18 protein-coding genes are annotated in these 23,573 nt (G+C 70.9%); 5 read left to right on the top strand and 13 right to left on the bottom strand.

The window, feature by feature from the left end:
* Positions 1-73: 73 nt before the first annotated feature.
* The 4 genes from ACIOEW_RS21415 to ACIOEW_RS21400 form a co-directional block, all read right to left on the bottom strand.
* Positions 74-1,492 (bottom strand): sugar porter family MFS transporter, encoded by a 1,419-nt coding sequence (locus ACIOEW_RS21415; RefSeq protein ID WP_362550215.1) that lies wholly within the window; start codon positions 1,490-1,492, stop codon positions 74-76.
* 221 nt (positions 1,493-1,713) lie between these two features.
* Positions 1,714-5,607 (bottom strand): AAA family ATPase, encoded by a 3,894-nt coding sequence (locus ACIOEW_RS21410; RefSeq protein WP_401965143.1) that lies wholly within the window; start codon positions 5,605-5,607, stop codon positions 1,714-1,716.
* 327 nt (positions 5,608-5,934) lie between these two features.
* On the bottom strand, positions 5,935-6,147 hold the full coding sequence (locus ACIOEW_RS21405) for a hypothetical protein (protein ID WP_018551753.1): 213 nt from the start codon (positions 6,145-6,147) through the stop codon (positions 5,935-5,937).
* Positions 6,148-6,586: 439 nt separating this feature from the next.
* On the bottom strand, positions 6,587-6,868 hold the full coding sequence (locus tag ACIOEW_RS21400; protein WP_362550209.1) for an acylphosphatase: 282 nt from the start codon (positions 6,866-6,868) through the stop codon (positions 6,587-6,589).
* A 144-nt stretch (positions 6,869-7,012) separates the two neighbouring features.
* Here ACIOEW_RS21400 and ACIOEW_RS21395 point away from each other — a divergent pair, with 144 nt between their 5' ends.
* Both ACIOEW_RS21395 and ACIOEW_RS21390 read left to right on the top strand, forming a co-directional pair.
* The gene (locus ACIOEW_RS21395) at positions 7,013-7,996 is read left to right on the top strand and encodes a CAP domain-containing protein (protein ID WP_401965142.1); all 984 of its coding nucleotides are present in this window, start codon (positions 7,013-7,015) and stop codon (positions 7,994-7,996) included.
* A 307-nt stretch (positions 7,997-8,303) separates the two neighbouring features.
* On the top strand, positions 8,304-8,738 hold the full coding sequence (locus ACIOEW_RS21390; RefSeq protein WP_362550203.1) for a helix-turn-helix domain-containing protein: 435 nt from the start codon (positions 8,304-8,306) through the stop codon (positions 8,736-8,738).
* Between the two features lie 10 nt (positions 8,739-8,748).
* On the opposite strand, the gene mutM is transcribed toward ACIOEW_RS21390, so the two are convergent.
* The 8 genes from mutM to recG all read right to left on the bottom strand — a co-directional run bounded on the left by mutM (position 8,749) and on the right by recG (position 16,276).
* Entirely contained in the window at positions 8,749-9,603 is an 855-nt protein-coding gene (mutM, locus tag ACIOEW_RS21385) for a bifunctional DNA-formamidopyrimidine glycosylase/DNA-(apurinic or apyrimidinic site) lyase (protein ID WP_401965140.1), read from the bottom strand.
* A gap of 84 nt (positions 9,604-9,687) precedes the next feature.
* Positions 9,688-10,509 (bottom strand): ribonuclease III, encoded by an 822-nt coding sequence (rnc, locus tag ACIOEW_RS21380; RefSeq protein ID WP_350995153.1) that lies wholly within the window; start codon positions 10,507-10,509, stop codon positions 9,688-9,690.
* A gap of 19 nt (positions 10,510-10,528) precedes the next feature.
* Positions 10,529-10,702 carry a 50S ribosomal protein L32 gene (gene rpmF / locus ACIOEW_RS21375; protein ID WP_003965982.1) on the bottom strand — a complete coding sequence of 58 codons (174 nt, stop codon included), beginning with the start codon at positions 10,700-10,702 and terminating at the stop codon, positions 10,529-10,531.
* Positions 10,703-10,704: 2 nt separating this feature from the next.
* Entirely contained in the window at positions 10,705-11,313 is a 609-nt protein-coding gene (locus ACIOEW_RS21370; protein ID WP_350995155.1) for a DUF177 domain-containing protein, read from the bottom strand.
* 233 nt (positions 11,314-11,546) lie between these two features.
* Positions 11,547-12,695, bottom strand: coding sequence for a cell division initiation protein (locus ACIOEW_RS21365; RefSeq protein WP_401965138.1), 1,149 nt, complete (start codon positions 12,693-12,695; stop codon positions 11,547-11,549).
* 131 nt (positions 12,696-12,826) lie between these two features.
* Positions 12,827-13,306 (bottom strand): pantetheine-phosphate adenylyltransferase, encoded by a 480-nt coding sequence (coaD, locus tag ACIOEW_RS21360; protein WP_362550404.1) that lies wholly within the window; start codon positions 13,304-13,306, stop codon positions 12,827-12,829.
* A gap of 26 nt (positions 13,307-13,332) precedes the next feature.
* On the bottom strand, positions 13,333-13,917 hold the full coding sequence (gene rsmD, locus ACIOEW_RS21355) for a 16S rRNA (guanine(966)-N(2))-methyltransferase RsmD (protein WP_362550192.1): 585 nt from the start codon (positions 13,915-13,917) through the stop codon (positions 13,333-13,335).
* Positions 13,918-14,044: 127 nt separating this feature from the next.
* Positions 14,045-16,276, bottom strand: coding sequence for an ATP-dependent DNA helicase RecG (gene recG / locus ACIOEW_RS21350; protein WP_362550189.1), 2,232 nt, complete (start codon positions 16,274-16,276; stop codon positions 14,045-14,047).
* A 172-nt stretch (positions 16,277-16,448) separates the two neighbouring features.
* Between recG and ACIOEW_RS21345 the strand changes: the two genes are divergently transcribed.
* Both ACIOEW_RS21345 and ACIOEW_RS21340 read left to right on the top strand, forming a co-directional pair.
* Positions 16,449-18,329 carry an HSP90 family protein gene (locus tag ACIOEW_RS21345; protein ID WP_401965136.1) on the top strand — a complete coding sequence of 627 codons (1,881 nt, stop codon included), beginning with the start codon at positions 16,449-16,451 and terminating at the stop codon, positions 18,327-18,329.
* Positions 18,326-21,262, top strand: coding sequence for a tetratricopeptide repeat protein (locus tag ACIOEW_RS21340; protein ID WP_401965135.1), 2,937 nt, complete (start codon positions 18,326-18,328; stop codon positions 21,260-21,262). The genes ACIOEW_RS21345 and ACIOEW_RS21340 overlap by 4 nt, the downstream gene beginning before the upstream one ends.
* Before the next feature lie 78 nt (positions 21,263-21,340).
* On the opposite strand, the gene ACIOEW_RS21335 is transcribed toward ACIOEW_RS21340, so the two are convergent.
* Positions 21,341-22,981: a DAK2 domain-containing protein gene (locus tag ACIOEW_RS21335; RefSeq protein WP_401965134.1), complete on the bottom strand. Its 1,641-nt coding sequence runs from the start codon at positions 22,979-22,981 to the stop codon at positions 21,341-21,343.
* Positions 22,982-23,237: 256 nt separating this feature from the next.
* Between ACIOEW_RS21335 and rpmB the strand changes: the two genes are divergently transcribed.
* Positions 23,238-23,423, top strand: coding sequence for a 50S ribosomal protein L28 (gene rpmB / locus ACIOEW_RS21330; RefSeq protein ID WP_003965989.1), 186 nt, complete (start codon positions 23,238-23,240; stop codon positions 23,421-23,423).
* Positions 23,424-23,573: the final 150 nt, after the last annotated feature.

The following is a 23,573-nucleotide window of genomic DNA, read 5'->3' as shown; positions in this document are numbered from 1 at the left end:
GTGGGACGCGTACGGCCCCGCTCGCGGACGCGGGCGGGGCCGTACGGTTTTCGAGGAGAGGGGCAGCGGGGGGTTAGCCCATCTCCTCCAGCGCCTTGCCCTTGGTCTCCTTGACGAACTTGATGACGAAGGGGATCGAGAGCGTGGCGAAGCAGGCGTAGATGATGTACGTGCCGGACAGGTTCCAGTCGGCGAGGCTCGGGAAGCTCGCGGTGATCGCCCAGTTGGCGATCCACTGCGCGGAGGCGGCGACGCCGAGTGCGGCGGCACGGATCCGGTTCGGGAACATCTCGCCGAGGAAGACCCAGACCACGACGCCCCATGAGAGGGCGAAGAAGAGCACGAAGACATGGGCGGCGACGAGCGCGACCACGCCCTGGGTGTTGGGGAGCTTGCCGTCCACCAGGTCGGCGGAGAAGGCCCAGGCCTCGAAGGCGAGGGCGACGGCCATACCGCAGGAGCCGACGAGGGCCAGCGGCCGACGGCCCACCCGGTCGACCAGGACCATCGCGATCACCGTACCGATGATGTTGATGATCGAGGTCGTGAACGAGTAGAAGAACGAGTCGGTCGGGTCGATGCCGACCGACTGCCACAGCGTCGCCGAGTAGTAGAACGCCACGTTGATGCCGACTAGCTGCTGGAACACCGACAGGCCGATACCGACCCAGACGATGGGCAGGAAGCCGAAGCGGCTGCCGAGCAGGTCCTTGAAGCTCGACTTGTGCTCGCGGTGCATCGCGGTCTCGATCTCGGCGACCCGGGCGTCGAGGTCGATGTTCTCGCCCTCGACCTCCGAGAGGATCTGCCGGGCCCGTTCCTTCTTGCCGACGGAGATCAGGAAGCGCGGCGACTCGGGGATCGCGAACGAGAGCAGTCCGTAGAGGATCGCGGGCACGACCATCACACCGAGCATCCACTGCCAGGCTTCCAGCCCCCCGATCTTGCCGCGCTGGTCACCGTCGGCGATCTGCAGGATGCCGTAGTTGACCAGCTGGGAGATGGCGATGCCGATGACGATCGCCGCCTGCTGGAAGGAGCCGAGCCGGCCACGGTAGGCGGGCGGCGAGACCTCGGCGATGTATGCCGGGCCGATCACCGACGCCATGCCGATGGCGAAGCCGCCGATGATGCGCCACATCGCCAGGTCCCAGAGCGCGAAGGGAAGCGCGGAGCCCACGGCGCTGATCGTGAAGAGCACCGAGGCGATCTGCATGCAGCGGATACGGCCGATTCGGTCGGCGATCCGGCCCGCCGTGGCGGCGCCGATCGCACAGCCGATCAGAGCGATGGCGATGACCTGGGCGAGAGTGCCGGAGCCGATGTCGTACCTGCTGCGGATCGCTTCGACCGCACCGTTGATCACGGAGCTGTCGTAGCCGAAGAGGAAGCCACCCATAGCTGCCGCGGCGGTGATGAAGATGACATGGCCGATGTGGTCCGGATGAGCCGCCCGGGCTCCGGACTCTGGTCCCTGCGATGTGCTGGTCACATGAACTCCTGGGGCCTGGCCGCAACGTCAGGCGGTGGGGGGTGAGCTCTTCCAGTGGGGCACAACATCAGCCTTGCCACCACTTGAAGGTAAAAACGACGTTGCAGAGACTATGCGTTCAAGTTATGAAGTCAACATCGGGGTGTCGGCGAGGTTTCACCCAACATCCTCCCAGGAGCACTCAAATCGGTACGTTGAAGCCTTGAAGATTAGGTAAAGGCTCAGCGCAGCCGCTGGCTGATCACCTTGGAGACGCCGTCGCCCTGCATCGAGACGCCGTACAGCGCGTCGGCGACCTCCATCGTCCGCTTCTGGTGCGTGATCACGATGAGCTGGGAGCTCTCCTGGAGCTCCTCCATGATCCGGATCAGCCGCTGCAGATTGGTGTCGTCGAGCGCCGCCTCGACCTCGTCCATCACATAGAAGGGGCTCGGCCTCGCCTTGAAGATCGAGACCAGCAACGCCACTGCCGTGAGCGACCTTTCGCCGCCCGACAGCAGGGAGAGCCGCTTGACCTTCTTGCCCGGCGGCCTGGCCTCGACGTCCACACCGGTCGCCAGCATGTTGTCCGGATCGGTCAGGATGAGCCGCCCCTCACCGCCCGGGAAGAGGCGCGAGAAGACACCCTCGAACTCCCGGGCCGTGTCCCGGTACGCCTCGGTGAAGACCTGCTCGACCCGCTCGTCGACCTCCTTGATGACCTGCATCAGATCGGCCCGGGTCTTCTTCAGGTCCTCCAGCTGCTCGGAGAGGAACTTGTGCCGCTCCTCCAGCGCCGAGAACTCCTCAAGGGCGAGCGGATTCACCTTCCCGAGTTGCTGATACGCCCGTTCGGCCGACTTCAGCCGCTTCTCCTGCTCGGCCCGGACGAACGGCTTCGGCTGGTTCCGCGGGTGCTCCGGGTCCTCCGGCAGCTCCTCCCCCTCCGCCGCGGGAGACGGCGGGACGAGCTGGTCGGGTCCGTACTCCGCGGCCAGACCCGCCGGCTCCACACCCAGCTCCTCCAGGGCCTTCGCCTCCAGCTGCTCTATCCGCAGCCGCTTCTCGGCGCCGAGCACCTCGCCCCGGTGGACCGAGTCCGTCAGCTTGTCGAGCTCGCCCTTGAGCTCGCGGCCCCGGTGCCGTTCGGCCGCCAGCTCCCGCTCCCGCTCAGCCTTCGACGCCTCGGCGGCGGCCCGCTCCTCCTCCGCCCGTACGACGGACACCTCGACGTGGGCGAGCAGCTGACGGGCCCCGGACGCGACGGCCGAGGCCACCTCGGCCTCGTGACGCAGCCGGGCGCGGCGCTGCTCGACGCGGGCGCGGGCCTCGCGCTCGGCGCGGGCGCCCCGGTCCAGGGAGTCGGCTCGGCCGGCCAGAGCCTTGACCCGTTCCTCGTGGGTACGGACCTGGAGCCGGGCCTCCATCTCGGTCTGGCGGGCGTTGGCACCGTCGGCGGCCAGCCGGTCGCGCACGGCGGTGTCCGGCTCCTCGTCCGCGCCGTCCTGTGCCGCCTCCTCGGCCACCAGCAGCCGCTCGGCCAGCTCTTCCGCCTCCTGGGTCGCGCGCTCCAGCGCCTCCTGGGCGCGGGCGGCGGACGCGGCCATCCGCTCGGCCTCGCCCGCGGCGCCGCGCGCCTGACCGGCCAGCCGGCCGAGCTGCTGGGCCACCCCGGACTTCTCCCGCTCGGCGGCCCGGCGGCGCTCCCCCAGCTCCTCGACGAGCGCGGCGCAGTTCCCCCGCCGCTCCGCCGCGCGCCGCTGGGTCCCGGCCAGCTCCGTGCACCGCACGCCCAGCTCGGCCAGTTCGGCCGCCGCCTCGTCCACGGAAGCCCGGACTTCGAGCAGGCTGGGCGCCCCCGCCGAACCTCCGTGCGCGAAGTGTGCGGAGAGGACGTCGCCCTCGCCGGTCACCGCCGTCAGCTCCGGGTGGGCGGCGACCAGGTCCTCGGCGTCCTCCAGCGTCCCGACGACCACCATGTCCCGCACCAGCCTGCGGACCGCGGCCATCAGTCCGACGGGACCGCTGACGAGATCGGCGACGGCGGGGGTGCCCCGGCCGCCGGCGAGGGCCAGGGCAGTCAGGTGTCCGGCAGCCCCGGTTCGGGCTTCGGCTGCCTCGGCTTCGGTTGCGGCTGCCTCGGTGACGGCTTCGGCCGGTCCGCGGTGGGTGAGCGACGTGGCCTCCGGTGCCCGTGGGGCGGGCTCCACACCCTGCCCCGGGACATGCGCGACACCCGTGTGCGGCGCGGGGTGGGCCTCCGACCCCTGACCGGGCACGTGCCCCACGGCATCGGATCCGCCGGGCACGTGCCCCACGGCACCGGATCCGCCGGGGACGGCTCCGCCCGTGCTCGCACCGCCGCTGCCGTCGCCACCTCCGTCGCCGCCTCTGCCGCCTCTGCCGCCTCTGCCGCCTCCGCCGCCGAGCAGGAGGGACGCGCGTCCCGCGTCCTGCTTGCGCAGCAGCCGGATCGCCTCCGCCGCCGTGGCCGGATCCGTCACGGCGACCGCGTCAGCCGCCGCGCCCAGCGCCGCTGCCACCGCGATCTCGTGCCCCGGGGCCACCGTGAGCAGTTCCGCGGCCGGTCCGAGCAGACCCGCCAACCGGTCCCGGGCGCCGAGCAGCACACCGGTGCCGTCCTTCCTGCGCAGCCCGAGGGCCAGCGCGTCATGACGGGCCGCGACCGCCGCGCGCTTGCGTTCGGCGGTGGTGAGGTCCTCCCGGGCCGTGGAGAGCGCCCCCTCCGCCTCCTTCAGCTCGCGCCGGGCGGCCTCGTACCGCTCGCCGAGTTCCGTGTCCCCGGCGTCCAGGCCGTCGACTTCGGCCTTCAGCTGCTCGTACTCCCCCTGGGCGGCGACGGCCCGTTCCTGTGCCTCGTCGCGCGAGGCGGCCAGCCGGTCGATCTCCGACTGCGCCGAACCGGCCCGGCTGCGGGCCGCGTTGACCTGGCCGTTCAACCGGGCGAGCCCTTCGCGGCGGTCCGCCAGGGCACGGGCGGCGTCCTTGAGCCTGCGTTCCTCGGCCGCCAGGTCCCGTTCCAGTTCGGCCCGGTGGGACGCGGTGTCCTCCAGCGCGTGCTCCGCCGCCTCCAGCGCGGCGGTCAGTTCCGCCTCCTGCTCGCGGATCCGGGCCGCCTCGCGCTCCATGTCCTCCGGATCGCGCCCCCGCCGCTCCTCCTCGGCCGGCGCGGTGGCGCTCTTCACCCGGGCGTCGGCGAGTGAGACGGTGCCGCGCACCCGTTCGGCCAGCTGCGACAGTTCGTACCAGGTCTGCTGGGCACGCTGGAGCCGCGGCGTCAGCCGCCGTACCTCGCCCTCCAGTTCGGCCTCGCGCGCGAGGGCCGCCTTCAGTTCCGTCTCGGCTGCCTCGCGGCGCTGCTTCAGAGCCGCCTCGTCGGCGATCTCGCCGCGCAGCGCGGTGTGCAGGCGCACCAGGTCATCGGCGAGGAGGCGGAGCCGGGCATCGCGCAGATCGGCCTGGATGACGGCCGCCCGGCGGGCCACCGCCGCCTGCCGGCCGAGCGGTTTCAGCTGCCGCCGCAGTTCGTCGGTGAGGTCCTGCACACGGGCCAGGTTCGCCCCCATCGCGTCCAGCTTCCGCAGCGCCTTCTCCTTGCGCTTGCGGTGCTTGAGGACGCCCGCGGCCTCCTCGATGAACGCGCGGCGCCCCATCGGGTCCGCGTGGAGCACGGAGTCCAGCTGGCCCTGGCCGACGATGACATGCATCTCCCGGCCGATACCGGAGTCGGAGAGGAGTTCCTGGATGTCCAGCAGCCGGCAGGTGTCGCCATTGATCTGGTATTCGCTGCCGCCGTTGCGGAACATGATCCGAGTGATCGTCACTTCGGCGTACTCGATGGGCAGTGCGCCGTCGGAATTGTCGATCGTCAGCGATACTTCCGCCCGGCCGAGCGGCGGCCGCCCGGTGGTGCCGGCGAAGATCACATCTTCCATCTTGCCGCCGCGCAGGGATTTCGCGCCCTGCTCCCCCATGACCCAGGAGAGCGCGTCCACCACATTGGACTTGCCGGAACCATTGGGACCGACCACGCAGGTGATCCCGGGTTCGAACCGCAGGGTGGTGGCGGAGGCGAACGATTTGAAACCACGCAGGGTCAGGGCCTTGAGGTGCACGCCGCCGGACTCTACCTTTCGCTCTCGGTTTCGCTGATGAAGGTGCAGGGCACATCAGACGGTAAGGGAAGGGGTGTACGTCCGGGGCGGGACGGGCGCGGGCCGGAGGGGAAAAGAAAGAAGGGACGCCGAAGCGTCCCCTGCAAATCTTGTGCAATGCTGCGCCGACGGACCCCCGCCTTCATGAAGGCGTGCTTGCCCGGATCAGTGACGAGGCATATGAAGAAGCAGATCAAGAGCGATTGATCTTCAATGATCCGGTGACGATCCGGCGATGATCCCGTGCGGCTGACGCATGCAGCCCGACCGGCCCCTGAGGGCCATGGGTCAGGTCAGCGCCGGCTCTGCCTGAGGTACGTCGATGTCGATGCTGTCGAGCAGCGACTCTTGGTGCTGGGCGGCGGCGTTGAGCGCGTCATTCTCGTCCTGAATCCGTACAAGCTCGGACTCAAGATCCTGGACGCGTTGCTGAAGCCGTCGCATCTCGGCGAGGAGTCGCGGATCGGAACCGCCGACGTAACCGAGAAGCGCCTTTGCCATGATGGATGGTCCTCCACACTGAGTGACCGACCGATGCGGTGTGGGTCGTGAGGGAATCGCACCCGCGGTGCTCGGCAGTGCTCTGTGTTCACTGCTGTTCTGCTGCCAAACAGCTCTACCGAACAGCTAAGGTGCGCGGGGTTTTCAGCGTCTCACCAAAAAGTTTGACGGTCAACACGATCACACCCTGTAAAGGCGGGCGTCCCGGGGGCGCGCGGCTTGACGATCATGCGGCGCGACTCTCCAACGGGGCCCTCAGGGGCACGGAGATCATCCTTACTGCCGCAGCCTGGCACGGCAACCGAATCTTGGCAACCACCGGGTCATTCCGCAGGTCATTTCATGTGTACGCATGACCGCAGCCTTCGCCGTCACCCCCCGCCGCACCTCGAACACGGCCCGAACACGGGCCTCGCTCCTCCCCCACCCGGGGACCGGATCAGCGGATGGCGAATCCCTCATATCCACCCCGCGGCGTGTCCCAGATCTCAGTGACTCCGTCAACGCGGCCGGGTGTGTCGTCCGAGCGCAGCCAATCCAGCAGACGGTGGCAATTCTCACGCGGCCCCTCGGCCACAACCTGCACTCTGCCGTCATCGAGATTGAGGGCGAATCCGGTGAGGCCGCTGATCTCCAAAGCGTTTGCCCTGGTGAACCAGCGGAACCCTACTTGTTGTACTCGGCCGCGTACCCAAGCGGTGAGTCGCACATCTTCGTTCATGCCCGAACGCTAACCGGACAATTGCTCTCGGAGCACTTCTCGCCGAATCGCCATGGCGTACAGTCCCCTCGCAATAGCTTCACTCGATCGGGTGAGCCAAGGTGCGCCGACAACGGCGTCAAGATCGTCAGAAGGGCACAGCAGATGGGACGCCATCGACGCTCCGCCGCAGCTCCCGCCGCTGAACAGCACGCGGAGGGAACCGCAGGAACCGCAGGCCAGAACCGGAGCACGCGCCGCAGGAAGCGGTCCGGCATACCGGTACGTACGGGACTGCTCGGCGTCTCAGCGGCCCTCGCCGTCGGGGCCGTGGCGGTGGCCTCCGGCCTGCTGCCCGGTGGTGACAACTACAACGTGGGGGGCGGCACAGCCGCCGACCAGGTGCGCTCCGACGCGGCCCCCGACCTCCTGACACAGGGCGGCTCCACGACCGCGCCGGCCGATCGCGGCACCGCGTCGGCCGCCGCCAGCCGCGGTGCCGAACGTGCCAAGGCCCCCACGAAAACGGGCTCCCCCGAGGCCGGCACGCCGTCCGCGTCGCCCTCCAAGACCTCCGTACCGACGAAGACGAAGGAGACCAAGGAGGCGAAGGAGACGGCCGCGAAGGAGACGGCGAACCGCTCCACCGCCTCGAAGGCCCCCGCCACCGCAACCACGAAGAGCTCGGCACCGGCCGCCGCTTCGAGCCCGGCCGCGCCCAAGACCTCTGCCTCCACGCCGGCCGCCCGCACGACCACCGCGCCGGCCGCCGCCACCTCGGCCCAGGCCGCCGTGCTCGCCCTGGTCAACCAGGAGCGCTCCAAGGTCGGCTGCAGCCCGGTGACCGCCAGTTCCTCACTGGCCTCGCTCGCCCAGAACTTCAGCGACGACATGGCCGCCCGAGGCTTCTTCGACCACACCGACCCCGACGGGCAGTCCCCCTGGGACCGTGCCGCCGAGGCCGGCGTCTCGGGTCTCGGCGGCGAGAACATCGCCCGCGGCCAGGCCGACGCCGAGGCCGTGATGGAGTCCTGGATGAACAGTGACGGCCACCGCGCAAACATTCTCAATTGCGACTACAAGACACTCGGCGTGGGTGTCCACTTCGGTTCCGGCGGCCCCTGGTGGACGCAGGACTTCGGCTTCTGAGTTCCACAGGTCAGCGACCTGTCAGCTTTCCCGGGCCGCCTCGGGGCCGATATCGGCCCCGAGGCGGCCCCGACTGTTTCTGCGCAGCCCCACATCCAGGCCTCAAAGGTCGATGTTGCTGGGGGTCACCGTGGAGGTGCCACCTGCGGCGGCGGGCACACCGTTGGCAAGGCCACCGCGGATTCGCGCGGTGTTGCGCGCGATCCCGGCACTGTCCTCGACCGGGCTGCCAGGGCCTCACCAATGGCGCTCACTCGGAGAATGCGCGATCTACTGGACAGCGCTGTGCGGGCGTACGCTGATTCTCATGGATGAGACCGGCAGCGACGAACACCGCAGCAGCAGCGAATCGAACGGCTGCCATGACGGCCGGCTGCCCTTCGACGTGTACTCCAAGCAGTGCCCCTCCCGCGCCACCCTGGAGCACGTCACCGGCCGCTGGGGCAGTCTGACGCTCGGCGCGCTGTACGAGGGCAGCCTCCGGTTCAACGCGCTGCGGCGCCGGGTCGACGGGGTGAGCGAGAAGATGCTCTCCCAGACACTGCACGCGCTGGAGCGCGACGGGCTGGTGCACCGTGAGGCCCAGCCGACCAATCCGCCCCGCGTCGACTACGAGCTCACTCCCCTGGGGCGGCAGGTCGCCGACCAGTTGCTCGGCCTCATCCAGCTGGTCGAGGGCCGGATGTCCGAGGTCCTGGTGGCGCGCGGCCGGTACGACGAGGCCCACACGAGCCGCAGCTGACGACACAACCCTACGGTCGCGGCGGACGCTGGCAGCGGGGGCAGAAGTAGCTTGACCGGTTCATCCAGGCGCGGCGCCGCATCGGCGTGCCGCAGCGGTGGCAGGGCTCGTCCTCGCGCCCGTAGGCATCGAGCGAACGGTCGAAGTAACCCGACTCGCCGTTCACGTTCACGTAGAGGCTGTCGAAACTCGTGCCGCCCTGCGCCAGCGCCGCGTTCATCACGTCGCGGACGTGGCCCAGCAGCTCGGCCGACTTGGGCCGGGTCAGGGTCGCGGTCGGCCGGTCGTAGTGCAGCTTGGCCCGCCAGAGCGCCTCGTCCGCGTAGATGTTGCCGACGCCACTGATCAGCGACTGGTCGAGCAGGGCGCGCTTGACGGTCGTGCGGCGGAGCCGCAGCGCGGTGTGGAAGGCGTCGTCGTCGAAGGCCGGGTCCAGCGGGTCGCGCGCGATGTGGGCGATGGTGTCGGGCAGCCCATCGGCGGTGTTCTCGTGGAGGGAGAGGCCGCCGAAGGTTCGCTGGTCGACGAAGCGCAGCTCCGTACCGACGGCGTCGTCGAAGCGGATCCTGACGCGCAGATGCTTCTCGTCGGGTGCGCCCTCGGGCTGTACGAGCAGCTGACCGCTCATGCCCAGGTGGCCGAGGAGCGAGGTGGCCGCGTCATCGAGCGGCACCCACAGATACTTGCCGCGGCGCATCGCCGTGCCCAGGCGGACATGGGCGAGCCGGGCCGCGAAGTCGGCACCGCCCGCAAGGTGCCGGCGGACGGCACGCGGATGCAGGACCTCGACCTCGCCGACCGTCCGCCCGGCGACCCACCGCTCGAGACCGCGCCGGACGACTTCGACCTCGGGCAGCTCGGGCACGGCGTCGCTCCTGAATGTGTGGCGGGATCTTGTTGCGGACAGAGAGATCCCCCCGGTGCGCAGGGCACCGGGGGGATCTCGGGGTCAGGCAGGAGCAACGTCCGTGGACGCCGGGTCGGCAGGGGTGTCGGCGGCCCCTCCGTCGGCTGCGGACTTCCCCGCAGCCTCCCGTGCTTCCGCGGCGGCGCTGATCTCACGCCAGGCGGACTCGGCCGCCTGCTGCTCCGCTTCCTTCTTGCTACGGCCGGTGCCGGTGCCGTACGAGACACCACCGACGCGAGCAGCAGCAGTAAAGGTCTTCTCGTGGTCCGGGCCGGTCTCCGAGACGAGGTACTCGGGGACTCCGAGGCTCTCGCTCGCGGTGAGCTCCTGGAGACTGGTCTTCCAGTCCAGGCCGGCACCGAGGTTCGAGGACCTGTCGATCAACGGGTCGAAGAGCCGGTGAACCAGCTCCGAGGCCACGTCGAGGCCCTGATCGAGATAGACCGCACCGATCACCGCTTCAAGGGTGTCGGCGAGGATGGACGCCTTGTCCCGGCCACCCGTGCCCTCTTCACCGCGGCCGAGCCGGATGAAGGAGCCGAGTTCAAGGCCGCGGCCCACTTCCGCAAGCGCACGCGAGTTGACTACCGCGGCCCGCAATTTGGCCAGCTGGCCTTCAGGCAGGTCGGGGTGAGTGCGGTACAGCGTGTCCGTGACCACCAGGCCGAGCACCGAATCCCCGAGGAATTCGAGCCGCTCGTTGGTGGGCAGACCGCCGTTCTCGTACGCGTACGAACGGTGGGTCAGCGCACGCACCAGAAGGGCGGACTCGAGGTGGTACCCGAGCCGCCCTTCCAGAAGCGTGTGGGACGAGGCTGTGTTGACGTTGTCTGCCTGCTTCTTGGCGTGGGACAACTCAGACATCGGGCCTCTCACCAGCCGCTCAGACCTCGAGGACCTGGCGCTTGTTGTACGTGCCGCAGCTGGGGCACGCAATGTGCTGCAGCTTCGGCTCCTGGCAACGCTCGCACGAAACCAGGGTGGGGACCGCAGCCTTCCACTGCGACCGGCGGTGGCGCGTGTTGCTGCGCGACATCTTCCGCTTCGGAACAGCCACGGCTACTTCTCCTGCTTCTCGTCGACGCCAGGTTCGGCGCCGCCCATGTTGTCCTTCTCGCCGTCCTGAACGGTCTCGGCGAGTCCTTGCAGTGCCGCCCAACGAATGTCGACGGCATCGTGATGATGGTCCGGATTCTCGTCCAGCCTGATTCCGCATTCGGAACACAGACCGGCACAGGTCTCCTTGCACACCGGCTGCATCGGCAGTGCGAGCACTACCGCATCACGCAGCACCGACTCGAGGTCGAACAGGCCGTCCTCGAGGAAGTACCTGTCCTCGTCGTCCTCGGCGTCGTCGACCGGGTCCGCGGTCTTGCTGCGGTTCCGGTCATCGGCGTCAGGGTACGAGAACATTTCCTGGAAGTCCGCCTTGACCTCAAGGCTCAGCGGCTCCAGACACCTTACGCACTCCCCCTCGGCGGATGCACGGGCGGTGCCTGTGACGAGCACACCTTCCATGACCGATTCGAGGCGGATGTCCAGCTTCACAGGTGCACCCTCAGGCACACCGATGACCCCGTCGATACCGAGGTCCTTGGGGGCGTCCGCCGAGCGGGTCAGCCGCTTGAGGGCACCCGGACGCCGGCCCAGCTCGTGCGTATCGAACACGAGAGGGTTTCGGTGGTCGAGGTGGCCGTTCAGGGCTTTTCCTGCTTTCGAATCGTGCGCATCACGCTTGGTGGGGGTGGGCCGTCCGGTTCGGAGTCGAAGCGGGCAGCCGGGATCGCGGACATACGCGCGACCGAAGAGCCAGGATACTGGACACACCGCCCAGCGCCCAATCCGGCCCTGATCCGACCCCCGGGGCCCCTCTCCGGAACCGGAGCGGGTTCCCCCGGCGGTCAGCGCTCCTGTTCGTACCGGCGGAGCTGTTCGAGGTCGATCATGCTGGTGTCGAACAGGCTGGTCTCGTCCAGGGCGCCCTCGCCATGCTGCTGGAGGGGCTGCTGCTGGGCCTGCACCGGCTGCTGCCAGGCGTCGTAGCCCTGCGCCGGGACCTGGTTCGGGTCATAGCCCTGCGCCGGGACCTGGTTCGGGTCATAACCCTGCGCCGGGACCTGAGCCTGGTTCGGGTCGTAGCCCTGCTGCTGGTATCCCGCGTAGGGGTCGGGCTGCTGCTGGTAGCCGGCGTACGGGTCGGGCTGCTGCGACTGCACCTGGTACGCGTCCTGCTGCTCCTGGTACGCGTACGTCTGTGCGTACTGCGGTTCCGGCTGTGCCGGGTACTGCTGGGGGGCCTGGAGCGGTTCCGGGGTGGCGATCTCGGCCAGACCCGCCCAGTGGTCCTCGTCGCTGGTGTGCCCCTGAGCGCCTGCGGCGTCCTGGGCGGCCATGTGCGCGCCCAGGTCGTCGGTGGCGACCCGGCCGTGCAGCTTCTGCCGGCCGCGGCCGACCGCCTCCAGGGTCTTGGCGAGCACCGCCTCGAAGGCGCCGAGCTTGGTGTCCACGTACTCGTCGGCCCGGCGCTGGAGCGTGGCCGGGTCGGCGCTGCGCTCGGGGGCCTCGGCGAAGTCCGGGTCCTCGTAGCCCTGCTCGTCGAACCCCTGGCCGCGGCCGAGGAGCTTCTCGCGGCCCCGGTCGACGGAACCGATCGTCTTGGTGAGGACGACCTCGAAGTTGGCGAGCTTGCTGTCGACGTACTCGTCGGCCTCGGCGCGGACCTCCTCGGCGTCCTTGCGGGCCTCGCCGAGGATCCGGTCCGCCTCGGTCTGGGACTGCCGGGCGATCTCCGTGCCGGAGATGAGCGAGCCGCGCTCGGCGCGGGCGGTCTCGATGATCCGGCCGGCCTCCTGACGGGCCTGCTCGACGAGCTGCTCGTGGCCGCCGATGACCTCCGCGGCCTGCGCGAGCGAGCCGGGCAGGGCCTGGCGCACCTCTTCGAGCATCGAGAGCAGTTCGGCGCGGTTGACCACGCAGGATGCCGACATGGGCATGGACCGGGCGTTCCCGACCGCTTCGACGATCTCGTCGAGCTTCTTCTGCACGTCCACCGTGTGCTCGCCACTCTCTACTGCCGATTGGAGACGGACGGGACGACTGTACGGCCAGTCGGCGCCCGCCCGACACCTGCAGGGCCTTCCGCCGGATCAGCGCAAGGCCCTGGTGACGGACTGTCAGCACCTCACTGCTGAGAGAGGCGCTCGGTCAGTGCATCGTGGACCAGTGGCGGCAGCAGGTGCGAGACGTCTCCGCCCCAGGTCGCCACCTCCTTGACCAGGGAGGACGACAGGAAACTGTATGTGGGATTGGTCGGCACGAAGAGCGTTTCGACGCCCGAGAGCCCGTTGTTCATCTGGGCCATCTGGAGCTCGTAGTCGAAGTCGCTGACGGCCCGCAGGCCCTTCACGATCGCCGGGATGTCGCGCTGCTTGCAGAAGTCGACCAGCAGCCCGTGGAAGGCCTCGACCTGGACGTTGCCGAAGTCCCCGGTGACCTGGCGGATCATTTCGATCCGCTCGTCGATCGTGAACAGACCCTTCTTGGACTGGTTGATCATCACCGCGACATGCACGACGTCGTACAGCTTCGACGCGCGGCCGATGATGTCGAGATGTCCGTTGGTGATGGGGTCGAACGACCCCGGGCAGACGGCGCGGCGCAACTTGATTCCCTCGCTCTCCGGTCCGGTCATCGTGCGTCTTCGCACGTAGCGGCGGCGCGACCGTACCAAAGCGTTCCCTCGCCGTAGCGACGGGCCCGCAATGGCTCGAATCCCTTGGGCCAGCTGAATTCTCCGCCTCTGGTGCTTCGCTCTACCGTGACGATCGCATCGGCTGTGAGCCACCCCTGGGAACGGAGTGTGAGCAGTATCTCGCCAAGATCGCCGTCGGTGACGGCGTACGGAGGGTCGAGGAAGACCACGTCGTACGGGTCCGTGGGCGCCGGTCCTGTCACGATCTGTTCGGCTTTGCCTGCCCGGACCTCGGCGCCGGGCAGGCCCAGGGTGCGGACGTTGTCGCGGACGGTACGGACGGCTGCGGCGTCGGCCTCGACGAGCAGGGCGTGGACCGCTCCGCGGGAGAGTGCTTCGAGGCCGACGGCTCCCGAGCCCGCGTAGAGGTCGGCGATCCTGATGCCGTCGAGCGTGCCGAGGAGCGCCTGCCAGGTGGAGAACAGGCCCTCGCGCGCGCGGTCGGAGGTGGGGCGGGTGCCGGTGCCGGGCGGGACGGCCAGGCGGCGTCCGCCGGCCGAGCCGGCGATCACGCGGGTCATGGGTGTCTGGTCCTCGGGTCGGGGCGGCGCGCAGGGTGCTGCGGGCGCCGTGTCACCCACGATATGGCGTCGGGGCTGCCGGGGCTCCCCCGGCCGCCCGCCCCTCGCCGTCCCGAGCCCCTGGGAGTCACCCCTTGTCGAGGTACTCCTCGCGGTCCTTGTCCAGCAGGGCGTCCAGGGCGATGCGCAGCTCGGGCAGGTGCTCCAGCTCCGGGTCGGCGGCCACGACGGTGACCGCCTCCTGGCGGGCGGCGGCGATGACCTCCTCGTCGTCGATGACGCTCAGGACCCGGAGCGAGGAGCGGACCCCTGACTGGGCCTGTCCGAGGACGTCGCCCTCGCGCCGCTGTTCCAGGTCGATCCGGGAGAGCTCGAAGCCGTCCAGGGTGGCGGCGACGGCGGAGAGCCGGGCGCGGGCGGGGCTCGCCTCGTGGGCCTCGCTGACCAGCAGGCAGAGACCGGGGGCGGATCCACGGCCCACCCGGCCGCGGAGCTGATGGAGCTGGGAGACGCCGAACCGGTCTGCGTCCATGATCACCATCGCGGTGGCGTTGGGGACGTTGACCCCGACCTCGATGACGGTGGTGGCGACCAGGACGTCGAGCTGGCCCGCGGCGAAGCGGCGCATCACGTCGTCCTTGTCGTCGGGGTGCATCCTGCCGTGCAGCACCTCGATGCGCAGACCGGTCAGCGGGCCCTTGGCGAGCTGCTCGGCGATCTCCAGGACAGCGAGCGGAGGGCGTTTGTCCCCCTCCTCCTTCTCCTCGGCCTTCTCCTCGGCGGCCTTCTTCTTCCCCTTCTTCTTTGCCGCGTCGTCCTCGTCGTCACCGATGCGGGGGCAGACCACATACGCCTGGTGGCCGTTCTCCACTTCTTCACGGACCCGTTCCCAGGCGCGGCTGAGGAAGTGGGGTTTGTCCTTGGCGGGGACGACATGACTGGCGATCGGCGAGCGGCCGGCCGGGAGCTGGTCCAGGACGGACGTCTCCAGGTCCCCGAAGACGGTCATGGCGACGGTACGGGGAATGGGCGTGGCGGTCATGACGAGCAGATGCGGTGGCTGCTTCCCCTTGGAGCGCAGGGCGTCGCGCTGTTCCACCCCGAAGCGGTGCTGCTCGTCGACGACGACCAGCCCCAGGTCGTGGAACTGCACCTTGTCCTCGATCAGCGCATGCGTCCCGATGACGATCCCGGCCTCGCCGGTGACCAGGTCGAGGAGCGCCTGACGGCGGGCGGCCATGCCCATCGAACCGGTGAGCAGGACGACCTTGGTGCCCTGGTCCGAGCCTCCGAGCATGCCTCCCTCGGCGAGCTCGCCCATCATCTCGGTGATGGACCGGTGGTGCTGCTGGGCGAGGACCTCGGTGGGCGCGAGCATGGCGGCCTGTCCGCCGGCGTCGACGGTGCCCAGCATGGCGCGCAGGGCCACCATGGTCTTTCCCGATCCGACCTCGCCCTGGAGCAGGCGGTGCATCGGGTGCTCGGTCGCCAGGTCGTCGAAGATCTCTTTGGAGACCTTGACCTGGCCGTCGGTGAGGGTGAACGGCAGTCTGGCGTCGAAGGCGTCGAGGAGTCCGCCCGGGACGGGGCGGCGGGCGACGGCCGGCAGCTGGGTGTCGGCGTACCGGCGGCGGGCCAGGGCGACCTGGAGGACGAAGGCCTCGTCCCACTTGAGCCGGTCCCTGGCCGCGGCGACATCCGCCTTGGTCTGCGGGCGGTGGATCTTCAGCAGCGCCTCGGGCAGCGAGGTGAACCCCCGGCCGTCGCGCAGCGCGGGCGGCAGCGGGTCCACGGCCTCCTGGGCGCTGGGCAGCACCGCGTCGACCGCCTTGGCGATGCGCCAGGAGTCGAGCTGTTTGCAGGCGGGATAGATCGGCAGCAGCCGGCCGGCGAAGGCGTCCACGGCCTCGGTGGCACCGGCCTCGTCATCGGATTCCGCGTCGAGGAGCTGGTACGTGGGGTGGGCAAGCTGCATCTTCCGGTTGAAGACGGAGACCTTGCCGGCGAACATGGCGCGCCGGCCCGGCAGCAGCTCCTTGTGCGGCTTGTGGACACCGTGGCCGAAGAAGACCAGCTGAAGCCGGCCGTGGCCGTCGGTGAGCGTCACTTCGAGGCGCTTGCCCCGTCCGCCGTTGAACATCATCACGCGGGCGTCGGCGACCTGGGCGACGACCGTCACATGCTCGTCGAGCGGGAGCTCGGTCAGCGCCGTGAGCCGGCCGCGCTCCTCGTACCGCCGCGGGTAGTGATGAAGGAGATCACCGACCGTGTGCAGGTCGAGGTGCTCGGCCATCACCTTCGCGGTGGCGCCACCGAGCAGCTTCTTGAGGGGTTCGTCGAACGCAGACACGCGATCCATTGCACACCACGCCACTGACAGTTGTCCGAGGGGCACCACCGGGCCTCCGAAACTCCTGGTCAGAATCGTGCCCGCAACTCTAGGATCGGCTCCCACGCTTCTCGTTCGCGATCGCCCCGCGGGGGATCGCCCGACCCGCGCTGTCGCAAGTCCCCCCACCGGCGCTGCGACGATGACATCTGAGACCTCAGCGAATTCCGCGTCCACCGAGTCCGCCACCGCCCAGCAGCCGCACACCTTCCAGGTGGATCTGCGCGGTCTGGTCGACCTTCTCTCCCATCATCTGTACTCCTCTCCCCGCGTCTATCTGCGGGAACTGCTGCAGAACGCCGTGGACGCCATCACGGCACGACGTGCCGAGCAGGTGGACGCGCCGGCTCTGGTGCGGCTGTACGCCGAGGGCGGCCGGCTGCGCGTCGAGGACAGCGGCATCGGTCTGACCGAGGCGGATGTGCACAGCCTGCTCGCCACGATCGGCCGCAGCTCCAAGCGCGACGGGGCGGAGGGGCTCGCCTCGGCGCGTGCGGACTTCCTCGGCCAGTTCGGCATCGGGCTGCTGGCCTGCTTCGTGGTCGCGGCCGAGATCCGGGTGGTGAGCCGCTCCGCGCGGACGCCCGGCGCCCCGCCGGTGGAGTGGTGCGCCCGTGACGACGGTTCGTACACCGTCCGTACGCTCCCCGACAGCGCGCGCCCCGAGCCCGGCACCACCGTGTATCTGACGGCCCGCCCGGGCAGTGCTCAGTGGCTGTCCGAGGAGCGGGTGCTCGCGCTGGCCCGGGATTTCGGCTCGCTGCTGCCCTACGACGTACGGGTCGGCGAGGCGGCCGTCACCGATCTGCCGGCGCCGTGGGACCGCGCGTACGCGAGTCCGGCGGGGCGGCGGGTGGCACTGGCGCGCCACTGTCACGAGCAGTTCGGCTTCACACCGCTCGACACGATCGATCTCGATCTGCCGCTCGCCGGGATCCGTGGGGTGGCCCATGTCCTGCCGTCCGCCGTCAGTCCGGCGCAGCGCGCGGGTCACCGGGTCCATCTGAAGGGCATGCTGCTGACGGACCGGGCGGACGAGCTGCTGCCCGAGTGGGCGTTCTTCGTGCGGTGCGTCATCGACACGGACAGTCTGCGGCCCACGGCATCGCGGGAGGCGCTGTACGCGGACGAGACCCTTTCCGCGGTCCGGGACGCGCTGGGCGAGCGGATCAGGGACTGGCTCACGGGGCTGGCGGCAGGCGAACCGGAGCGGCTGGCGGAGTTCCTGTCCGTGCACCACCTGGGGGTGAAGTCGCTCGCCCGGCACGACAGCGCCATGCTGCGCACGATGCTGCCATGGCTGCCGTTCGAGACGACGGACGGCCGGCTTTCGCTGGAGGAGTTCGCCCGGCGTCATCCGGTGGTGCACTTCACCCGGACCGTGGAGGAGTTCCGCCAGGTCGCGCCGATCGCCTCCGCGCAGGGCATCGGGGTGGTCAACGGCGGCTACACGTACGACACCGAGCTGGTCGAGCGGCTGCCCTCGGCCCGGCCGGGGGCGGTGGTCGCGGAGCTGGACGCCGACACGGTCACCGCGCACCTGGACTCCGTCGCCCCGGAGGAGGAGCTGGCGCTCGGCGCGTTCCTCACGGCGGCGCGCGCCAGGCTGGACCCGCTGGGCTGCGATGTGGTGCTGCGCGCCTTCCACCCGCTGACGGTGCCGGCGCTGCACCTGGACGACCGTGCGGCCCGCCACGAGCAGGCGCGCGCCGACGCCGAGGAGCAGGCGGACGATCTGTGGGCGGGCATTCTGGGCTCGCTGCGCGGCAGTGCGCCGCGGGCCCGGCTCGTGCTGAACCATCTCAATCCGCTGATCCGCCGGATCAGTTCGCTGGACAGCCCGGAGCTCGCGGTGACCGCGACGGAGTCGCTGTACGGACAGGCGCTGCTGATGGCGCAGCGGCCGCTGCGGCCGGCCGACTCGGCGCTGCTGAACCGGGCGTTCCTCGGCCTGCTGGAGTGGGCCACGCATCCCGCCGTCCCGGGGCACTCCCCCGCGAACCCTCAGGAGGACGGCCGATGAGCGCCGATGCCGCGACGATCCGCCAGGCCCTGCGGGACAACCAGGAGGAGCCGGAGGGGCCCGCGCGCAACGCCCGTGCGGAGCGGCTGCTGACCGAGGCGGAGCAGAGCGGGGACGCGGCCCTGCTGGTCGAGGCGCTCGTCCATCAGCTGCAGGTCTACAACTACAGCTCCGAGAAGGACAAGATGTTCGTCCCGTTCGCGCGGCTGCTGCGGCTGTGGGACGAACGGCCGGGGGACTTCGACCCGTTCATGACCCACCATCTCTTCTGGATGTTCAAGTGGGTCTCCAGTTCCATGGTCGACCAGCCGCACATCCCGCTCGCCTCCATCGAGAAGTGGCAGGGCGAGATGGAGCACCGCTACCGGCTGGCGGGGCATTCCGAGCGGGCGGTACGCCAGGGCGAGCTGGAGATCGCCCGGCATCTGGGCGATCTGGAGCGGGCCGGGCGGGCGTACACCGCCTGGCAGGCGGCGGACCGGGACCGGATGGCCAACTGCCACGCCTGTGAGCTGCACGAGCAGGGGAGCTGGCAGGCGCTGCGCGGGCTGGACGAGGAGGCGCTGACGGCCTGGGCGCCGGTGCTGGAGGGTGAGCACACGTGCGCGCACGAGCCGCACGCCGTGCTGGCCGCCTCGCTCCTGCCGCTTCTGCGGACGGGCTGTGAGGAGCAGGCCCGCGCCAACCATCTGCGCGGGTACCGGATGGTCCGGCCGATGGAGAGCATGCGGTACTCGGTCGCGCTGCACCTCGAGTTCTGTGCGCTGACCGGCAACGAGCCGCGCGCGCTGGAGATCCTGGCGGACCGGCCCGCGTACTTCACCGACAGCGGCAACCCCGGCAGCCTGATGGACTTCCTGGCCGTCACCGCCGTGCTGATGGACCGGTTGACCGAGCTGGGGCACGGCGCGCAGTCCGTACCGGGCCCGGCAGGCACGGGCTGGACCGCCGCGTCGCTGGGCGTCGAGGCCAGGACCCAGGCGCTCGCCCTCGCGGCCCGCTTCGACGCACGCAACGGCAACGGCTACGTGGGTGAGCAGGTACGGGAACGTCTGGCGCGCCGGCCGCTGCTGGACCGGCTGCCTCTGGGCGTACGGGCCGTGCGGCTCGCGGCGCCGTCCGCTCCGCCGGCTTCCGCGGTGGCGCCCGCCGCGGCGGAAGCCGCGCAGGACCTGGCCGGGCTGCTGGCCGAGGCCCACCGGCTCTCGGACGCCCAGCATCCGGACGCCGGGTCCGCCTGGCGGGCGGTCGCGGAGCGGGCCGAGAAGTCCGGGGAGGCGGACGCACTGACCGCCCACGACCGGGCGAACGTGGAGGACCATCGCGCGATGGACGGTTCGCTGCCGCCCGCCGAGGCGGTGGAGGCGTTCCGGACGGCCGCCCGGCTGTACGAGGCGGCCGGCGACCGGGGCGAGGCGGTCGCGGCGGATGCCAGGCGCGTCTTTCTCCACTCGATGGAGGACGGCGCCACGGACGAGGCACTGACGGAGATCGAGCCGCTCGTGGACCTGGCTCTCGCCCTGCACACGGAGGGCGGGGCCACGGGCCGGCAGGCGAGCGGGGTGCTGGTCTGCCGGGCCCGGATCCTCCAGCAGCGGATGTTCCGGGCTGCGGACGAGGAGGCCACGGACGCGGCGGTCGCCGCTCTCGGGCAGGCCGCACACGAGGTGCTCGCGTTCGCCGAACCCCTGCGTGCGCGGGACAAGGTGGCCACCCGCATATCCGAGGCGCTGGGATTCCTCGCGGACGTCGCGGCCTACCGGGGCGACGGTCCGGGGGCGGCGGAGCTGTACGCGCGAGCGGCCGCCGAGGTCCACGCGGCGGAACTTCCCTGGTACGCCGTCGAGTACGAGTCCCGGACCGCACGGCTCGCCGCGCAGCTCGACGACCACGAGACGGCGGAAGGGGCCGCACGGGCGGCGCTGGAGCACGGCGGGACGTCGCTTGCGGCCCCCGGACGGGCCCGGCTCCATCTCCAGCTGGCCGAAGTGCTCGCGGCTAAGGGGCAGTTCGCGGAGGCGACGGAGCACGCCCTCGACGCCGCGCACTGGGCGGACGAGGCGGGCGAGAGCGAATCGCTGGGGGTCTACGCCCGGCACCAGCTCGGCGGCTGGCTCCTTCGGCTGGGGCGCGCGGCGGAGGCGGCGGCCGTCCTGGAGGCCGTACTGCCCGATGTCTCGGCCGAGGACCACGGGGAAGGCATGGTCGTCCAGACGCTGTGGTGGCTCGGCGACGGACTGTCCGCACTCGGTGAGCCGCGGGCTGCGGCGGAGTACTGGCTGCGGGCGGCGGACGTCGCGCGCGGCTGGCCGGAACAGCACGACCACGCGATGCTCGCCCAGCTCGCCGGGCAGGCGCTGTACCGGGCCGAGCTGACCCCGGAGGCGGAGCGGGCGTACGAGCGGGCCGGGGAGTTGTGGCGGGCGCTGGGTGACGTTCCCGCGCTGGTACGGACGTTGCGGGTCCGGGCCTGGAACGCGGCCAGGGAGGGGCAGCCGGGACTCGACGCGGCGCGGGCGTTCATGGCCGCGGCGGAACGGGAGTGCGAGGGCCCGCAGCTGCGGGTGGAGCTCGCGGACACTTACCACCAGACCGCCGAACTGCTCGCCCACGCGTACGAGGGCGAGCCCGGCGAGGCCGCGGACGATCCGGCGAGGGTCGCGTACGAGGAGGCGCTCGGGTACGCCGGCCGGGCGTCGGCGGCCTTCCACGAGGCCGGCCCCGGCCACCTCGACCGGCGCACGGCCGCCGACCTGACGGCCGCCTGGCTGGAGGCGGGCCTGGGCCGCGCGGACGCGGCGCTGAGGCGGGCTGCGGAGGTGCTCGCGGCGTACGAGGGCGTGCCGGCGGGCACGGACGAGACAGTGGACGCGCGCCGGTCGGCGGCGGAGTCGGTGCGGGGGTATGCGGCGGGGGCGGCTGAGGGGGCATAGCGCCGGGACCGTCCGGCGGGGTGTCTCCGTCTCGATCGCCGGACGGGCTGGTTTTCCGGCCCGGTCACGGCGGCGGCGCTACTCCACCCCGATCAGCAGCGGGGCGCACTGGTGGCCGCCGCGGTAGACCACCGTGTCCACCGCCAGGTAGCCCTCGCGGACGTGTTCCTCCAGTGCGTCGGCCAGGGTGCCGGGGACGTCCTCACCGAGGACCAGGGTGACGAGTTCGCCGCCCGCCGCCAGCATCCGGTCCAGCACCTTGCGGGCCGTTCCGGGGACGTCCTCGCCGATGACGGCCACATCGCCGTCGATCAGGCCGAGGATGTCGCCGGCCTGGCAGATGCCCGCCATGGTCCAGGACTGCCGTTCGGCGACGGCCAGTTCGGCGTACCGGGTGGCGCCGGCCGCCGCGGTCATCGCGACGACGTCCTCGTCGAAGCTGCGGTCCGGTTCGTGGACGGCCAGGGCCGCGATGCCCTGGACCGCGGCCCTGGTGGGGATGAGGGCGACCCGGATGCCCTCGGCCCGGGCCTGTTCGGCGGCGGCCGCGGCGGTGTGCCGCAGGTCGCCGTCGTTGGGCAGGAGCACCACCTCGCGGGCGTGCGCGCGCCGGATGGCGTCGACGAGTTCGCCGCTGGCGGGGGGCTCCCCGGGCCGCGCGAGCACCGTCGTCGCCCCGGCCTCCGCGCACAGGCCGCCGAGCCCGTCGCCCGGGACGACCACGACGACCGCGCGCTGGGCCGGTTCGGGGCGGGCGTGCACGCGGTCCGCGGCGAAGTGGGTGATCCGGATGCGGTAGGGCCGCCCGGCCTCGACCCCGGCTTCCACCGCCGCTCCCGCGTCGTCGACGTGCACATGGACGTTCCACAGCCCGTCGCCGCCGACCACCACGAGGGAGTCGCCCAGGCCGTCGAGCCGGGTCCGCAGCCGCTCCACGGCCTCGTCACCGGCCTCCAGCAGGTAGATGACCTCGAAGGCCGGTCCGTCCTGCGGGTCCTCGCCCGCCGGGCAGTCCGCGACGGCGGCCGGAGCGGGAACGACGGCCGGTGCGGTGGACGAGAGGGGCCCCGGCTCCGGGGCCCGGCCCGAGACCGCCTCGACCAGGGCGCCGAGCACTGCCACCAGTCCCCGTCCGCCTGCGTCGACGACCCCGGCGCGGCCGAGGACGGCAAGCTGTCCCGGGGTCGCGTCCAGGGCCTTCCGCGCCCCTTCGTACGCCGCCTGCGCCACCGCGGACGCTCCGGCGCCGTCCGGTGCCCGCCCCGCGGCCTCGGCGGCCACGGAGGCCACGGTCAGGACCGTGCCCTCGACGGGGTGGGCGACCGCCTCGCGGGCCGACGTCGCGGCGCGGGCCAGCGCCGCGCGCAGCGAGCCGGTGCCCTCTCCTTCGGCCAGCACCCCGGCCATGCCGCGCAGCAGCTGGGCCAGGATCGTGCCGGAGTTCCCGCGGGCCCCGATCAGCGCCCCGTGCGCCATGGCACGTACCGCGTCGGCGGTGGAGGGGACCGAGGTGCCGGTCTCGTGGGCGGCGAAGACGGCCTCGACGGCGGCTGCCGCGGATTCCACGGTCAGGTAGAGATTGGTTCCGGTGTCGCCGTCGGCGACGGGATACACGTTGATCGCGTCGATGGCCTCGCGCTCCCGGCCCAGCGCGTCCAGCGCCAGGGAGCACCAGGTACGCACCGCGACGGTGTCCAGGGCGTCGGCGGTCTGCGGCACCTGATGGTCCTCCTCGAAACGCGTACCGGGGCGGCGGGCTGCACCGCAGAGTAGCCCCGGCCGGCGGCGGGGACAGGTCCAGGGGCGGGGCGGGCGGCTGTGGACCCATGGTAGTTTCGTATCTCCGACGCAGCCGTTGTATGCTGCTTCGGTTGCCCGACGAGAGTCGGGAACATCCCCCGGTACCGCCACTTCAGTCAATGAATCCGGCGTGCCGGAATTCACTGTAAGTGCATCTGAAGTTTTGGAGTGACCCGTGGCTGCCAACTGCGACGTTTGCGGCAAGGGGCCGAGCTTCGGCAACAGCATTTCGCACTCGCACCGCCGTACGTCCCGTCGCTGGAATCCCAACATCCAGCGCGTGCGTGCCGTGGTCGGGCGGACGCCGAAGCGGCTCAACGTCTGCACCTCGTGCATCAAGGCCGGCAAGGTCGCGCGCTGACGTTCCCGTCGTAGCGCAGCCTTACCGGTTGCCCAAAAAGCCGGTCCACCTCGGTGGACCGGCTTTTTGCTGTGCTCCGTCGGCCCTTTCGCTGCGCTCCGTCATCGAAAGGCACCTCCGCCGTCGAAGCTGCGCTCCGTCGGCGAGAGC

The organism is Streptomyces sp. NPDC087901, from assembly GCF_044742205.1.
In the GTDB taxonomy this organism is placed as follows: Bacteria; Actinomycetota; Actinomycetes; order Streptomycetales; family Streptomycetaceae; genus Streptomyces.
Note: the sequence above shows the minus strand (reverse complement) of the source record. Positions and strands in the feature narration are given on the sequence as shown.

What these genes read in the sequence shown, in the direction of transcription:
- ACIOEW_RS21340 (WP_401965135.1), top strand. Translation starts at nt 18,326, where the DNA reads ATGAGCGCCGATGCCGCGACGATCCGCCAGGCCCTGCGGGACAACCAG.
- recG (WP_362550189.1), bottom strand. Translation starts at nt 16,276, where the DNA reads ATGGATCGCGTGTCTGCGTTCGACGAACCCCTCAAGAAGCTGCTCGGT.
- ACIOEW_RS21400 (WP_362550209.1), bottom strand. Translation starts at nt 6,868, where the DNA reads ATGAACGAAGATGTGCGACTCACCGCTTGGGTACGCGGCCGAGTACAA.
- ACIOEW_RS21405 (WP_018551753.1), bottom strand. Translation starts at nt 6,147, where the DNA reads ATGGCAAAGGCGCTTCTCGGTTACGTCGGCGGTTCCGATCCGCGACTC.
- ACIOEW_RS21390 (WP_362550203.1), top strand. Translation starts at nt 8,304, where the DNA reads ATGGATGAGACCGGCAGCGACGAACACCGCAGCAGCAGCGAATCGAAC.
- ACIOEW_RS21395 (WP_401965142.1), top strand. Translation starts at nt 7,013, where the DNA reads ATGGGACGCCATCGACGCTCCGCCGCAGCTCCCGCCGCTGAACAGCAC.
- rsmD (WP_362550192.1), bottom strand. Translation starts at nt 13,917, where the DNA reads ATGACCCGCGTGATCGCCGGCTCGGCCGGCGGACGCCGCCTGGCCGTC.
- rnc (WP_350995153.1), bottom strand. Translation starts at nt 10,509, where the DNA reads ATGTCTGAGTTGTCCCACGCCAAGAAGCAGGCAGACAACGTCAACACA.
- ACIOEW_RS21345 (WP_401965136.1), top strand. Translation starts at nt 16,449, where the DNA reads ATGACATCTGAGACCTCAGCGAATTCCGCGTCCACCGAGTCCGCCACC.